This is a genomic window from Streptomyces europaeiscabiei, assembly GCF_001550375.1.
In the GTDB taxonomy this organism is placed as follows: domain Bacteria; phylum Actinomycetota; class Actinomycetes; order Streptomycetales; family Streptomycetaceae; genus Streptomyces; species Streptomyces europaeiscabiei.
In genome coordinates, this window is record NZ_LRTR01000053.1 from 1 (window position 1) to 13,702 (window position 13,702).

The 13,702-nt window shown below is 71.4% G+C and carries 14 protein-coding genes and 1 pseudogene; 5 read left to right on the forward strand and 10 right to left on the reverse strand.

Annotated features, from left to right (window positions below):
* The 4 genes and pseudogenes from AWZ10_RS02315 to AWZ10_RS02330 form a co-directional block, all read right to left on the reverse strand.
* Nucleotides 1–376, reverse strand: a pseudogene (locus AWZ10_RS02315) (SAM-dependent methyltransferase); the annotation flags it as partial.
* Nucleotides 373–1,596, reverse strand: a complete 1,224-nt coding sequence (locus AWZ10_RS02320; RefSeq protein WP_046706053.1) for a glycosyltransferase family 4 protein — start codon at nt 1,594–1,596, stop codon at nt 373–375. The gene AWZ10_RS02320 and the pseudogene AWZ10_RS02315, both read right to left, overlap by 4 nt.
* On the reverse strand, nt 1,593–1,991 hold the full coding sequence (locus AWZ10_RS02325) for a 6-pyruvoyl trahydropterin synthase family protein (protein ID WP_046706054.1): 399 nt from the start codon (nt 1,989–1,991) through the stop codon (nt 1,593–1,595). Before AWZ10_RS02325 ends, AWZ10_RS02320 begins: the two co-directional genes overlap by 4 nt.
* Before the next feature lie 168 nt (nt 1,992–2,159).
* Nucleotides 2,160–3,140 (reverse strand): zinc-dependent alcohol dehydrogenase, encoded by a 981-nt coding sequence (locus AWZ10_RS02330; RefSeq protein ID WP_060890316.1) that lies wholly within the window; start codon nt 3,138–3,140, stop codon nt 2,160–2,162.
* 106 nt (nt 3,141–3,246) lie between these two features.
* On the opposite strand from AWZ10_RS02330, the gene AWZ10_RS02335 reads away from it, so the two are divergent.
* A complete protein-coding gene (locus AWZ10_RS02335; RefSeq protein ID WP_060890317.1) occupies nt 3,247–4,059 on the forward strand; it encodes a CDP-alcohol phosphatidyltransferase family protein in 813 nt (270 codons plus the stop codon).
* Between the two features lie 41 nt (nt 4,060–4,100).
* Here the strand turns inward: AWZ10_RS02335 and AWZ10_RS02340 are convergent, their stop codons facing one another.
* On the reverse strand, nt 4,101–5,087 hold the full coding sequence (locus AWZ10_RS02340) for an NADP-dependent oxidoreductase (protein ID WP_060890318.1): 987 nt from the start codon (nt 5,085–5,087) through the stop codon (nt 4,101–4,103).
* Nucleotides 5,088–5,167: 80 nt separating this feature from the next.
* Between AWZ10_RS02340 and AWZ10_RS02345 the strand changes: the two genes are divergently transcribed.
* Nucleotides 5,168–6,139: a GlxA family transcriptional regulator gene (locus tag AWZ10_RS02345; protein WP_046706058.1), complete on the forward strand. Its 972-nt coding sequence runs from the start codon at nt 5,168–5,170 to the stop codon at nt 6,137–6,139.
* Between the two features lie 4 nt (nt 6,140–6,143).
* On the opposite strand, the gene AWZ10_RS02350 is transcribed toward AWZ10_RS02345, so the two are convergent.
* Complete coding sequence (locus AWZ10_RS02350; RefSeq protein ID WP_060890319.1) at nt 6,144–7,184, reverse strand: LacI family DNA-binding transcriptional regulator; 1,041 nt, start codon at nt 7,182–7,184, stop codon at nt 6,144–6,146.
* 183 nt (nt 7,185–7,367) lie between these two features.
* On the opposite strand from AWZ10_RS02350, the gene AWZ10_RS02355 reads away from it, so the two are divergent.
* On the forward strand, nt 7,368–8,129 hold the full coding sequence (locus tag AWZ10_RS02355; protein ID WP_037704267.1) for an SDR family oxidoreductase: 762 nt from the start codon (nt 7,368–7,370) through the stop codon (nt 8,127–8,129).
* Between the two features lie 49 nt (nt 8,130–8,178).
* A complete protein-coding gene (locus AWZ10_RS02360) occupies nt 8,179–9,189 on the forward strand; it encodes a Gfo/Idh/MocA family protein (protein ID WP_060890320.1) in 1,011 nt (336 codons plus the stop codon).
* Between the two features lie 81 nt (nt 9,190–9,270).
* Here AWZ10_RS02360 and AWZ10_RS02365 read toward each other — a convergent pair whose 3' ends face one another.
* A complete protein-coding gene (locus AWZ10_RS02365) occupies nt 9,271–10,284 on the reverse strand; it encodes a LacI family DNA-binding transcriptional regulator (RefSeq protein WP_046706069.1) in 1,014 nt (337 codons plus the stop codon).
* A gap of 295 nt (nt 10,285–10,579) precedes the next feature.
* Here AWZ10_RS02365 and AWZ10_RS02370 point away from each other — a divergent pair, with 295 nt between their 5' ends.
* Nucleotides 10,580–11,545 (forward strand): glycoside hydrolase family 6 protein, encoded by a 966-nt coding sequence (locus AWZ10_RS02370; RefSeq protein WP_046706061.1) that lies wholly within the window; start codon nt 10,580–10,582, stop codon nt 11,543–11,545.
* A 150-nt stretch (nt 11,546–11,695) separates the two neighbouring features.
* Here the strand turns inward: AWZ10_RS02370 and AWZ10_RS02375 are convergent, their stop codons facing one another.
* The 3 genes from AWZ10_RS02375 to AWZ10_RS02385 form a co-directional block, all read right to left on the reverse strand.
* A complete protein-coding gene (locus AWZ10_RS02375; RefSeq protein WP_060890321.1) occupies nt 11,696–11,920 on the reverse strand; it encodes a DUF397 domain-containing protein in 225 nt (74 codons plus the stop codon).
* Nucleotides 11,917–12,807 (reverse strand): helix-turn-helix domain-containing protein, encoded by an 891-nt coding sequence (locus AWZ10_RS02380; protein ID WP_060890322.1) that lies wholly within the window; start codon nt 12,805–12,807, stop codon nt 11,917–11,919. The genes AWZ10_RS02375 and AWZ10_RS02380 overlap by 4 nt, the downstream gene beginning before the upstream one ends.
* 181 nt (nt 12,808–12,988) lie before the next feature.
* Nucleotides 12,989–13,702: C40 family peptidase (locus AWZ10_RS02385; protein WP_060890323.1), on the reverse strand; the 714-nt coding region annotated here is incomplete at its 5' end.

Consider the following 13,702-nt stretch of genomic DNA (forward strand, 5'->3'; position numbering starts at 1 on the left):
CCAGCGGCAGCAGGTTCGGGTCCTGGTCGTGCAGGACCCACCGCTGGGCGCCGTCCAGCCGGGGCGCGAGCCAGCGGCCCATCGAGCCGGTGCCGCAGCCCAGGTCGTGGACGGTCAGCCCGGTGGCCCGGCCGGGCAGGTTCGCGAGACGGATCCTCAGCGGGTCCAGCAGATCCGCCGCACGGGCGTCGGCGTCGGCGCTCTCGCGCAGCTCCAGCCACTGCGGCGCGTACTGGTGTCCCTCGGGCGCCGGCGTGTCACCACCGCGCCCCGCCATGCTCAGCGCGGCACCGGAAACAGCCGCACCCGCGGCGGCGGTGGCACCCACGGACAGGGGCCCACCCGCGGACGCGGTCATATCGGCAGAAGTGGTCATGCCGCCCTCCGAGGTTCGTGCCGCAGCCGTCCCAGTACATGGGCGAGGCTACGGGCCGTGGTCGCCCACCCGTCCAGCGCGGCCCGTCGCCCGCGCGCCGCGGCCTTCAGCCGACGCCGTACGTCGGCCTCCCCGAACCAGCCGCGCAGCTCCGCCGCGATGGCCGCGGGGTTCTCCGGCGGGACGAGGATGCCGGGGACGCCGCCGTCGGGGGCACGTCCGACGGCCTCGGGGAGACCGCCGACGTCCGTGGCCAGGACGGGGATTCCGCGTGCGAGGGCTTCGGTGACCGCCATGCCGTACGTCTCGGCGTAGGAGGTGAGGACCATCAGGTCGGCGGCGGCGTAGCTGGCGTCGAGTCGTGCGCCGGCCTGCGGTCCTGCGAGGTCGAACCGGTCCTCCAGGCCGAACTTCGCGATCAGCGTGCGGATGTGGTCGACGTACTCGGGCTCCTGGTCGAGGCTGCCCACCAGCACACAGCTCCAGCGCAGTTCGGTGACGGTCGCGAGGGCCTCCACCAGCCGGTGCTGCCCCTTGCGCGGGGTGACCGCGGCCACGCACAGCAGCCGGGAGACGCCGTCGGTGCCGGAGGCGAGGGGCGCGATGTCTGCGCCGGGGGCGGCGACATGGACGCGGTCGGGGGCGAGCCCGTGGTGTGACACGAGTCTGCGGACGGCCCAGTCGCTGGTCGCGATCACGGCGGACACGCCCCGCAGGGTCGCCCGCTCCTTGGCGTCGAGTTCGGCGGCGACGTCGGGCTCCAGGCCCGTCTCGTCGCCGAGCGGCAGATGCACCAGCACGGCCAGGCAGAGGCGCTCGGCCTCGGGGAGGATGATCTCCGGGACTCCGCAGGCGACCAGGCCGTCGAGGAGGACGACCGTGCCGTCGGGGAATTCGCTCAGCGTACGGGCGAGTTCGGCGCGTGCCGTCTCGGACGGGCTGGGCCAGCTGCCGTCGATGGCGTGCTTGTTGACCTGCCAGCCGAAGCCGGGCAGGTCCAGGCAGATCCGGCGGTCGTAGGCGTTGCCGCCGCTGGGCCGGGCCAGGTCGTCCACGCCACCCGGCATCACGAAGTGCAGGGAACGCAGCGACATCGGGACGATGGCCGCGTTCTTCAGCGCCGCGTTCTGCACGGGCACATAGCCGAGCCTCAACTGCTCTCCCCCGTCTGCCTGGGCGGTGGTGCCGACGGCCGCCCGGTCGATGGTCACGTCGGTCACAGAGCACGCTCGTAACTCGCCCAGGCGATGTGCGACTCGTGCAGGGTGACCGTGATTCCCGCGATGCCCTTGGCATTCTCCCCCAGGGCACCCTTGTGGATCCGCTCGGCGAGGCGGTCGGCGATCACCTTGGCCAGGAACTCCGTGGAGGTGTTCGTGTGGGCGAAGACGGGCTCGTTGTCGAGGTTGCGATAGTTCAACTCGCTCACCACGGCCCCGAGCTCCTGCGTCGCCAGCCCGATGTCTACGACGATGTTGTCGTCGTCCAGTTCGGCGCGTCGGAAGGTGGCGTCCACGAGGAACGTGGCGCCGTGAAGGCGCTGCGCGGGTCCGAAGACCTCCCCGCGGAAGCTGTGGGCGATCATGATGTGATCGCGGACGGTGATGCTGAACAACGGACGACCCTCCAGTGCGGTACGTCTGCCCCCGGGCCGGGGCATGCCGTGTAGTACGGCTGCCCCCTACCCGTTGTTCAGCCGAGTTTTGCGGTTTCTTTGGAGGTCAATGTTCCGTTCGGGCAGTTCAGGGGCGGGTGGGGTGACGCGGAACACTCGACCTCTGGCTCACTCGGCGTCGTAGCGGACCCTATGGCACATCCCCGGCAGCTCTCCGCTCGCCAGCTTCGGCATGACGTCCGGGAGCTCCTCGAAGGCACATTCTCCGGTGACCAGCGCGTCGAAGCGGGCGTCGGCGAGGAGTTCGAGGGCGAGCGCCAGCCGGTCCGCGTACGTACGTCCGACGCGTCCGGCCGGGGAGACGGTTCCGACCTGGCTGCTGCGGATGGTGAGCCGGCGCGAGTGGAAGGCCTCGCCGAGCGGCAGGGCGATCCGGCGGTCGCCGTACCAGCTCAGTTCGATGACCGTGCCCTCGGCGGCGAGAAGTTCCAGGGAGCGTACGAGCCCGGTTTCGTTCGCGCTGGCGTGCACGACGAGGTCGCACTCGCCCAGCGCGTCCCCGGGCAGCGCGAAGTCGACGCCGAGCGCGCGGGCGATGTCGGCGCGCGCCGGGTCGGCGTCGACGAGCTGGACCCGTACGCCCGGGTAGCGGGCGAGCAGCGCGGCGACCGAGCAGCCGACCATGCCGCCGCCCACGACGGCGATCCGGTCCCCGATGAGGGGGGCCGCGTCCCACAGGGCGTTGACGGCGGTCTCCACGGTCCCGGCGAGGACGGCCCGCGCCGCGGGCACGGACTCCGGCACGACGGTGACGGCGCTCACGGGAACGACGTAGCGGCTCTGGTGCGGATACAGGCAGAAGACGGTCCTGCCGACCAGTGCGTCCGGCCCCTCTTCCACCCGCCCGACGCTGAGATAGCCGTACTTCACGGGAGCGGGGAACTCGCCCTCCTGGAAGGGCGCGCGCATGGTCGCGTGCTGGTTCTCGGGCACCTGGCCGCGGAACACGAGCGTCTCGGTGCCCCGGCTGACTCCTGAGTACAGCGCACGGACGAGGACCTCGTTCTCGCCGGGTTCGGCGAGGGTCTCCGCACGGATCTCGCCCTGCCCCGGGGAGCGTAGCCAGAAGGCCTTGGCTGTCGGTTTCATGTGCGTCTCCGTGAACGGTCGAGCGGTTCGCCACGTACGCAGCGGTGGAAGTCGCGGACACGGTACGCGGCGATGATCCACTTGTCACACGTTCGGAAGGTATGCGGTGGCCCTGATCAACACATACGACGGCCGGCTGTTGCTCTCGGAGACGACGGTGGGCGCGGGCGCCCAGGTACTGCTCCTCGCCTACCTGGGCACGGCGATCGGACTGGGCCCGGCGGGCTGGCTGACCGGGCTGGCCTTCGGGCTCGCCACCTGGGCCGTCCTCAACCGCGCCCTGCTGCGCACCCGGACCCGCACGTTCGGCCCCGCCAACCGCGTCACCCTCGGGCGGGCGATACTCGTCGGCGCCGTCACCGCCCTGGTCGCCGACTCGTTCCAGAGCTCACCGCCCGTCTCGCTCTTCGTCGGTCTGACCGCCGTGGCCCTGATCCTCGACGGCGTCGACGGCAAGGTGGCCCGGCGCACGAACACCTCGACCGCGCTGGGCGCCCGCTTCGACATGGAGGTCGACGCGTTCCTGATCCTGGTGCTGAGCGTGTACGTCTCCATGTCGATGGGCCCGTGGGTGCTGCTGATCGGTCTCATGCGGTACGTCTTCGTCGCCGCCGCCAAGATCATGCCGTGGCTGAACGGCTCCCTCCCGCACAGCATGGCCCGCAAGACGGTCGCCGCGGTCCAGGGCGTCTTCCTGCTGGTCGCCGCCTCGGGCCTGCTGCCGTACGCGGTCGGCTTCGGCCTGGTCGCGCTGGCGCTGGGCTCGCTGCTCTGGTCGTTCGGGCGGGACATCGCCTGGCTGTTCCGCAACCGGGAGGGCCGGAACGCGCTGACGGCCACGGCGACCGCGAACGAGACGGTGACCATGGCCGTGGTGACCCCCGCCGAGCGCCGGACCGCCGAACTCGTCAGGAGCTGACCGACGGGCTCACCGCGAGCCGCCCCCGTGCGGGGCCCGGCTCAGCGAACCGTGAGGACGATCTTCCCGGTCGTCCGGTCGGTCTCCCCGTGAGCATGTGCCTCGGCGGCCCCGGCCAGCGGGAAGGTCGCGTCGACGACAGCCCGCAACTGCCCCTTCTCCACCAGCTCTGCGATGGCCCGCATCCCCTCGTGGTCGGCCTCGACGAGCATCGGCTCCAGCCGTACGCCCAGCTCCGCGGCCCGCTTCCGGTCCTCGTCGTAGCCGTGCGGCAGGATCGTGACGAGGACGCCGCCCTCGCGCAGGACGTCGAGGGAACGACTGCGGACGTCACCGGAGAGGGTGTCCAGGACCACGTCGACGTCGGTGACGGCCTCCGTGAAGTCCGTGGTCCGGTAGTCGATCAGTTCGTCCGCGCCCAGCTCACGCAGCAGTTCGTGCTTGCCCGCGCTGGCGGTCCCGATGACGTACGCGCCGCGCGCCTTGGCGATCTGCACGGCCAGGTGGCCCACTCCCCCGGCGGCGGCATGGATCAGGACACGCTGCCCCGGCCGTACGGCGGCGGTGTCGACGAGCGCCTGGTACGCGGTGAGCGCGGCAAGCGGCAGGGCCCCGGCCTGGATGTGGTCGATACCGGCCGGCTTGTGTGCGAAGGACCGGGCGGGCGCCTTGGCGTACTCGGCGTACGCGCCCGCGCGGTGCGGATAGGGGAGCATCCCGAAGACCTCGTCGCCCGGCTTGAACAGGGTGACTCCCAGGCCGACCCGCTCCACGACCCCCGAGACGTCCCAGCCGAGGACGGGCAGCGGGTCCGGGTGCCACAGTCCGAAGGCGCGGTTCTTCCAGTCGGTGGGGTTGACGCCGGCCGCGTGCACCCGGACGAGGATCTCGCTCATGCCCGGCACGGGACGCGGCAGTGCGGCCTCCCGCAGCACCTCGGGGCCACCGAAGGCGTCCTGGGTCATCGCCCGCATGGTGGCGCTGTCGTTCTTGATGTCGTTCTTGGTGTCGTTCCCGGTCTCCGTCATGCGTCCAGCCTGCGGCGGGCCAACGATCACGACAATGGCATGATGGCCATCATTCGATGGGATCGTGCCACACTGGTCGTATGACATCCGCGCACCGTGTGGTGGTCCTCGCCCTCGACGGGGTCTACCCCTTCGAACTCGGCGTCCCGAGCCGCATCTTCGACGCGACCGAAGGCCTGTACGAGGTGCTGACCTGCACCACGGACGGGCGCCCGGTGCGTTCGGCCGCCGATTTCGCCGTAGCCGTCGATCACGGCCCCGAGGTCCTGGACACGGCCGACACCGTGATCGTCGTCTCCTTCGGCCTCACCCCCGCGGCGGCGCGGCTGATGTCGGCAAAGCTGCCGGGACCCGTGGCGGCGGCGCTCGCGCGGATCCGGCCCGGCACCCGGCTGGTGTCCATCTGCACCGGCGCCTTCGTGCTCGCCGCGGCCGGGCTGCTGGACGGCCGGCCCGCCACCACGCACTGGGCGCTGGCCGAGACGTTCCGCGACCTCTTCCCGAAGGTCGACCTGGACCCGGACGTGCTGTTCGTCGACGACGGCGACGTCCTCACCTCGGCCGGCGCCGCGTCCGGCATCGACCTCTGTCTGCACCTCGTGCGCAGGGACCACGGCAGTGAGGTCGCCAACCGGGTCGCCCGCCGCTGCGTGGTGCCACCGTGGCGGGAGGGCGGCCAGGCCCAGTACATCGAACAGCCCGTCCCCCAGGACCCGACCAGCGGCACCGCCGCCACCCGGCAGTGGGTGCTCGAACACCTGGACGCTCCGCTGGCGCTGGCCGACCTCGCCCAGCACGCCCGGATGAGCCTGCGCACCTTCGCCCGCCGCTTCAACGACGAGGTCGGCATGAGCCCCGGCCGCTGGCTCGTCCAGCAACGCGTGGCCCGCGCCCGCCACCTCCTGGAATCCACCGACCTCCCGGTCGACGAGATCGCCGGCCACGTCGGCTTCGGCACGGGCACCTCCCTGCGCCAGCACCTGCACGCGGCGATCGGTGTGCCGCCGCTGACGTATCGGCGTACGTTCCGGGCGGGAGCCGACGCCCCCTGAGGGGCTAGCCGGTGACGGCCCCGGCCCCGGGCGGCAAGTTGTAAGGCGTCACCACCTGGATCGCCGACGGGAGGAACGGGCCCTCGTCGGGGAGGGCCTGATGGGCTCGCATGATCATCTGGCAGGCGCGACGTACGTCCTGGCGGAGGTCGTGGTGGAGCACGGCGGAGAGGCGGTGCTCGCGCAGCAGCCGGGTGTTGTCGTGGTCGAGGTCGTGGGCGACGAAGACGTGCGGCTCCCGGCCGAGCGCGGCGAAGGCGTCGAGCGTCGCGGTGTTGCCGCCGCCGATCGAGTAGACGGCGGCGATCCCCGGCTCCCGCCGCAGCGCGTCGAGGACGAGGTCGCGCTGGGTGGCGTCGAGACCGTCGCTGTCGGTGACCTCGACGAGGGTCCGCCGCGGCTCGACGGCCCGCATCACCCCGCGGAAGCCCATCTCGCGCTCCTCCTCGTTGCGGTAGAAGCTGCGGCTGATCGTCACCAGCACGGCACCCGGCCGGTCGCCGAGCCACTGCCGGAGCAGATACGCGGCGGTCGCCCCGGCGGCCCGGTTGTCTATGCCGACGTACGCACCGCGCGGGCTGCTCGGCAGGTCCGTCACGAAGGTGACCACGGGGACCCCGGCCGCGACCAGCCGTTCGACGGCCCCGGTCACCTCCGGGACGTCCGGTGCCTTGAGGATCACACCCTGCGAACCGCGCCGGCCGATCCGGTCGAGCACCCTGACCATCTCCGAGGCGGACCCCGTCTCACGGAAGTGGAAGCGGGACCGCACGACGGCCGGATGAAGCGACGGCAGTTCGGCCTCCAGCGCCTCCCGGACCGCCGTGGAGAACCGGTCCGGGGTCTGCATCACGATGTCGACCATGAACGTACGGCCGCCGATGCGCACCTGCGTCCGCTGCCGGTCCAGGTCCTTGACGGCCTGCTGCACCTCGCGGGCGGTGCTCTCCCGCACCCCGCCCCGGCCGTTGAGGACCCGGTCGACCGTGGCCTGGCTCAGGCCGGCCTGCCGGGCGATCTCACGGATCGTGTAGGGGTGTGTCATGGCGGTGCGTCCTGGATCTCGGTGTGGTCCGGATGATGGGTTTTTGATGGCCCGCTGCGGGTTGTACGAGGGGCCACGCGCCCCAAGACTGACAGAGGCGAGGGCGCCGTGGAAGCTCCCGCGACCAGGCCTGTCGACGGACCCGGCACCCACCGGGCCCAGCCCGGAAGGAAACTCCCCCTCATGGCACTACTGGAGGACAAGGTCGTCCTCGTCAACGGCGGCAGCCAGGGCGTCGGCGCGGGCATCGTCCGGGCGGCCCTGCGCGAGGGTGCGACCGTCGCGTTCACCGGCCGCCGTGCCGAGGTCGGCGAGAAGCTCGCGGCGGACACCGGGGCCACGTTCGTGCGGGCCGACCTGGCGGACCCGGCGCAGGTACGCGGTGCCGTGGAACGAGTGGTCGCGGCCCACGGCCGGGTCGACAGTCTCGTCAACGCGGCCGGCCTGACCTCCCGGGGCTCGCTCCTCGACACCTCGCCCGAACTGTTCGACGCCCACATCGCGATCAACCTGCGCGCCCCCTTCTTCGCCATGCAGGCGGTGGTGGAACACCTCGTCGCCCGCGAGGCACCCGGCACGATCGTCAACATCGGATCCAACTGCGCGCACGGCGGCCCGCCGCACCTGGCCCCCTACTCCGCCGCGAAGGCCGGCCTCGCCGGCCTCACCCGCAACGCGGCCCACGCCCACCGCTGGGACCGCATCCGGATCAACGACCTCAACATCGGCTGGACGGAGACCGAGGGCGAGGACGCGATCCAGCGCGAGTTCCACGGCGCGGGCGACGACTGGCGCGAGCGGGCCGCCGAGCGCCTCCCGATGGGCAGGCTCGGCCAGGTCGACGAGATCGCCGACTTCGTCGTCCTGCTGCTGTCCGCCCGCAGCGGCGTGGTGACCGGTTCGGTGATCGACTGGGACCAGAACGTCCTGGGCACCTCCGACTGACCCCGCTTCCCTCCTGTCACATCCGCACTTTTCGAAAGGGACACTCGTCATGCGCATTGGCATCCTGGGGCTGGGCCGCATCGGCGCCTTCCACGCCGGGACCCTCGCCGGGCTCGACGTCGTGGAGCAGCTGGTGGTCTCCGACCCGCTGGCCGCGGCCGCCGCCTCCGCCGCCGAGAAGTTCGGCGCGACGGTGGCCGACTCGCCCGAGGCGGTGTTCGCCTCCGGGATCGACGGTGTCGTGGTCACCGCCGCGACGGACGCGCACCCGGGGCTGATCCTGGCCGCGGTCGAGGCGGGCATCCCGGTGTTCTGCGAGAAGCCGGTGGCGAAGACGATCGAGGAGAGCCTCGATGTGCTGCGCGCCGTCGAGAACAGCGACGTGCAGGTCCAGATCGGTTTCAACCGCCGCTTCGACGCGGGCTGTGTGACCGCGCGGCAGGCCTTCCTGAACGGCGAACTCGGCGATCTGCACACCGTGCGCTCCACGACCCTGGACCCGGCGCCCCCGCCGGCCGGGTACGTGGCGTCCTCGGGCGGCATCTTCCGGGACTGCGCGGTGCACGACTTCGACGTCGTCCGCTGGGTGACGGGCCGGGAGGTCGTGGAGGTCTACGCGACCGGCGGCAACCGCGGCGCGGCGTACATCAAGGAGGCCGGCGACGTCGACACCGCCTCCGCGCTGCTCACCTTCGACGACGGCACGATCGGCGTCATCTCCAACTCCCGCCACAACGCCCGCGGTTACGACGTCCGCCTGGAACTCCACGGCATGAAGGACAGCATCGCCGCCGGCCTCGACACCCAGCTCCCGCTGCGCTCCGCCGAGCCGGGCGTGACCTTCCCCGCCGATCCCCCGCACAACTTCTTCATGGACCGCTTCGCCCCCGCCTACCGCGCCGAACTCATCGCCTTCACCGAGGTCGTCGCCGGCACCCGCACCTCCCCCTGCACCGTCGCCGACGCCATCGAGGCCAGCTGGATCGCCGAGGCGGCGACGCTGTCGGTGGCGGAGCACCGGCCGGTGCGGCTGGACGAGGTGCGCAAGCAGGCCGGCTGAGGAGCCTGAGGCCCAGAACGAGCGGGGCCGCGTGGCCGGGTGAGATTTCCACCCGGCCGCGCTGCCCCGGGCCCCGCTGTGTCAGGTGCTGGAACGGACGACCAGGCGGGTGGGCAGGATCAGCGGGGTGGGGTCCTGACCGTCGATGAGCGCGACGAGCATGCGCGCCATCTCCCGTCCGAGGGCCGCGATGGGCTGGTGGACGGTGGTGAGCGGCGGATCGGCGATCCGGGCCACCGCCAGGTCGTCGAAACCGACCACGGCGACGTCCGCGGGGACCGGCCGCCCCGCCTGACGCAGAATGCGCAGCGCCCCCGCCCCCATGTTGTCGCTGGCGGCGAACACCCCGTCCAGGTCGGGGTGTTCGGCCAGCAGCGCGGCCATGACGGCGGCGCCGCCGGACTCGGTGAAGTCCCCCTCCCGCGGCGGGAACGGATCGAGACCGGCCGCCAGCATGGCGTCCCGGTAGCCGCGGTACCGGGCCCGTCCCGCCTCGGTGTCCAGGCGCCCGCAGATCGCGGCCACCCGAGTCCTGCCGCGTGAGAGCAGGTGCTCGGTCGCCTCGCGGGCCCCGCCGGTGTTGTCGACGTCCACGTACCAGCGGGGAACCGTCCCGACCGGGCGTCCGCCGAACACCACGGGCAGGTCCGCCTCCTCGGCCGTCCGGGCCAGTGGATCGTCCTCCCGCAGCGCCATCATCATGACGCCGTCCGCGCCCTTGCAGCGGAGCAGTTCCTCCACCCGTTTGCGGCCCCGGTCGGAGGCGGCCAGGCACAGCATCAGATGCAGGTCGGCCTCCTCCAGCGCGGCCGAGGCCCCCACGATCACCTGGGCGAAGAACGGATCCGCGAAGATCGACGGTTCCTCACCGGAGATGACCAGGGCGGCCGCTCCCGTCTGCCGGGTGACCAGGGCGCGGGCGCTCGGATTGGGTACGTAGCCGAGCTGCCGGACGGCCCGTTCGACCGCCTCGCGTTTCGAACGGCTGACGTGCGGTGCGTTGTTGAGGACGCGGGAGGCCACCGACCGGGAGACCCCGGCGAGTTCGGCCACGGCGTCGAGCGTGGGCTGTCGACGCGCCGGATCCGCTGCCATGACCACGAGCCCCTTCTCCTCGGCCCGAAAACTGGGAGCGCTTCCGGTCACAAGGACCGTAGAGCCTCGAACTCGCCCTGTACAGAAGGCGGTTCACACTCCGGCTCTTGACAGTTCTCCCAGCCAGCCACACGATACCCATCACACCCCGAAGGTTCTCAGTGTCACTGGGAGCGCTTCCAATGGGAGCGCTCCCAGCATCCGGGGAACGTCTTACCACCGCACTTCCTCAGCGCGTCACACGCTCGGGACGAGAGCGCGTGACGTGTCCCTCCCAGGAATTCGAGGTGATGTCATGCGCCGCAGACTCCGCGTCCTGACGGCAGCGCTCGTCGCTCTGCCACTGGCGCTCACCGTCGCGCCGTCCGCCCACGCGGCCGACCCGACCACGATGACCAGCGGGTTCTATGTGGACCCCGACTCCAGCGCGAAGAGGTGGGCGGCCGCCAACCCCGGCGACGGCCGGGCGTCCGCGATCAACTCCTCCATCGCCAACACCCCCACGGCCCGCTGGTTCGGCTCCTGGAGCGGCGCCATCGGCAGCGCCGCGGGCTCGTACGCGGGCGCCGCCGACAGCAGGGACAAGCTGCCCATCATGGTCGCGTACAACGTCTACAACCGCGACTACTGCGGCGGGCACTCCGCGGGCGGGGCCTCCTCACCGTCCGCCTACGCGAGCTGGATCAGCCAGTTCGCCGGCGGAATAGGCAACCGCCCGGCCGTCGTCATCCTGGAACCGGATTCCCTCGGCGACTACGGCTGCATGAACCAGGCCCAGATCACCGAACGCCAGAACATGCTCAGCGGTGCCGTCTCCCAGTTCGCCCGCCAGGCCCCCAACACCTGGGTCTACATGGACGCCGGCAACCCCGCCTGGACGGACGCGGCGACCATGGCCCGGCGCCTCCACGAGGCCGGCGTCCGTCAGGCCCACGGCTTCTCGCTCAACATCTCCAACTACCTCACCACCGCCGAGAACACCGCCTACGGCAACGCCGTCAACAGTCAGCTCAGCGCCCGCTACGGCTACACCAAGCCCTTCGTCGTGGACACCAGCCGCAACGGCAACGGCTCCAACGGCCAGTGGTGCAACCCCTCGGGGCGCCGCATCGGCCCCGCCACCCAGATGGGCGGGGGCGCCGAGATGCTGTTGTGGATCAAGGTTCCCGGTGAGTCCGACGGCAACTGCGGCGTCGGATCCGGCTCCTCGGCGGGCCAGTTCCTCCCCGAGGTCGCCTACAAGATGATCTACGGCTACTGATCCCGGACTCCCGTGGCCCGGTACACCCGCCCTGCGACCGGGCCACGGGGCACAACAGCACGGGCGGAGGACCGGGTCGCGGCGCGGTCGCCGTGGCGGCATCCGGCGTGCCGGTGGGCGCCCCCGAACGGGAGGCGCCCACCGTCGGGTCTACGCGGTGAGGCCCGCCTGTCGCGGACTTCCCCCGTCTCCCTGGAATCCCACGAACCCCACGAACCGCGACCATCCCGCACGTCCGACCGCGAAGTGCGCAAGGGTCACGTCCTTGGAGTCACGCACGCACACGGCCTGCCGGGTGACCGCGACTTCGACGCAGCTGTCACCCTGGCTGCCGCTGTAGCTGGACTTGAACCACGCCAGTTCCGTCGAGTTCATAGGTCTGGTTCCCCTCGGAGTCGCTCCAGCAGAGCCCGCGAATCCTTGGCATTGAGGGCCTGCGAGCGCAGTGTGTCATAGCGCTGGTGGAGCAGGCCCACCTCTTTCGAGTCGGAGATCAGACGGCCGTTCTGCTGCCCTTCCGAGTACGCGAGCCGCTGCCCCTTCGGCGTCTCCAACAGCTGCACGGGCCCGTCGAGACACGCGTGCAACCCGGCCTCCAGCGGCACGATCTGGAGCGTCACATTGCGCGGCGCGCTCAGTTCCAGCACATGGTCGAACAGCCCCCGCATCCGCGCGTCGTCCCCGAACCGCCGCCGGAGGACATGCTCCTCGACGATGAAGCTGAAGGGGGTCGTCGACCGCTCGAACAGCATCCGCTGCCGTTCCATCCGCCGGTCCATGAAGTTGTCCAGCTGGTCGTCCGGCGTCACCGGGACGGTCCCCTCGAAGACCGCCCGCGCGTAGTCCCTCGACTGCAACAGCCCCGGCACCAGCCTGCATTCGTAGGTGCACAGGCTCACCGCGACCCGCTCCAGCCGGGCCCACTGGCGGAACCAGGCCGCCAGGCCCACGTCTCCCCTCCCCCTCGTCACGTACTGTGACGACCTTCGCAACGCCCCCGTGTTCCCGAGCAGTTCGTCGGCGCGCTCCACGTACGTGACATCCGGCATCCGGCGCCCCTGCTCCACCGACTCCACCATGTGCCTGGAGAAGCGGACGAGGTCCGCGAACTCGGCCCGGCTGTACCCCGCGTGCTCGCGGAGCGCCTGCGTCACGGCGCCCCAGGTCCGCAGACTGTCCGAGGGGTCCGGTTCGCGGTCCACCACCGTCCCCTCGTCGGCCCACGCCTCGTCGTGGTCGTCACTCTTGCCGCCGCCCGTCATCCGCGGCCACCTCCGGTCTTCGTGCGCTGTGGCCCCCATGCCCCGACGGCACCCACAGTGACGGGAAGACAGGCGTACTGTCCACAGAAAGTGCCCGTACGCTGACGCAGCGTACGGGCGGGGCGAGGCTCGCGCAGGTGGCCGCCCCCCGACGGTCACCGGCGCGAGTCCGTCAGGAGATTCAGGAGATGGGGGGTACGTCCTTGCAGTCGTCCACGCCCTCCAGCCAGGCCGGGCCCTTGATGTAGATGTTGGTGACCCAGGCCTTGTAGTCCGGCAGGTAGGACCAGACGTCGTTCTCGTAGCCCTCCGCCCTGACCATCTCCGCGTGCTTCTGGCAGTACACACGGATGGTGGTCGAGTACGGGAAGGCGTAGACGCGGCGGGCCGCGATGCGGGGCTCGGCCTTGGTCCAGACGCCGGTGCCCCAGGTCTGGTGGATCTTGCCGGTGACCGCGCCGGTGTTGACGCGGACGGCGCCGAAGTAGGTGCTGCCCAGGCGGACGTCGCTCACCATCAGCTTGGTGCCGGACTGCCTGGCCTCGACCATCTTGCCGGCACCGAGGTAGATGGCGATGTGCTGCATGTCCGTCGAGTCCTTGCCGTAGGCGAGGAGATCGCCGGGCAGCAGCGGGGCGAGGCCCTGGGCGGCGGTGAAGCGGGCGGCGGCGCGGTGCGTGTAGTACTGCTGGCTGGCGACGCCGTTGAGGATGTCCGTGCCACCGGTGGCCTGGGCATACGCGTACCGGACGAGGCCGGAGCAGTCGAAGCCGCGCCGCTCGGGGTCGTGTTCACTGGCCGGGTCGGTGGGGTCGACCTGCCCGTAGGTGGCCCCGGGGCGGTCGCCGTGGCCGCCGCCCCAGGTGTACCAGGTGCCGGCGGCGACCTCGGCGCA

Coding starts and splice junctions, on each gene's coding strand:
- AWZ10_RS02330 (WP_060890316.1), bottom strand. CDS start 3,140: ATGAAACCGACAGCCAAGGCCTTCTGGCTACGCTCCCCGGGGCAGGGC.
- AWZ10_RS02340 (WP_060890318.1), bottom strand. CDS start 5,087: ATGACGGAGACCGGGAACGACACCAAGAACGACATCAAGAACGACAGC.
- AWZ10_RS02345 (WP_046706058.1), top strand. CDS start 5,168: ATGACATCCGCGCACCGTGTGGTGGTCCTCGCCCTCGACGGGGTCTAC.
- AWZ10_RS02350 (WP_060890319.1), bottom strand. CDS start 7,184: ATGACACACCCCTACACGATCCGTGAGATCGCCCGGCAGGCCGGCCTG.
- AWZ10_RS02355 (WP_037704267.1), top strand. CDS start 7,368: ATGGCACTACTGGAGGACAAGGTCGTCCTCGTCAACGGCGGCAGCCAG.
- AWZ10_RS02360 (WP_060890320.1), top strand. CDS start 8,179: ATGCGCATTGGCATCCTGGGGCTGGGCCGCATCGGCGCCTTCCACGCC.
- AWZ10_RS02365 (WP_046706069.1), bottom strand. CDS start 10,284: ATGGCAGCGGATCCGGCGCGTCGACAGCCCACGCTCGACGCCGTGGCC.
- AWZ10_RS02370 (WP_046706061.1), top strand. CDS start 10,580: ATGCGCCGCAGACTCCGCGTCCTGACGGCAGCGCTCGTCGCTCTGCCA.
- AWZ10_RS02375 (WP_060890321.1), bottom strand. CDS start 11,920: ATGAACTCGACGGAACTGGCGTGGTTCAAGTCCAGCTACAGCGGCAGC.
- AWZ10_RS02380 (WP_060890322.1), bottom strand. CDS start 12,807: ATGACGGGCGGCGGCAAGAGTGACGACCACGACGAGGCGTGGGCCGAC.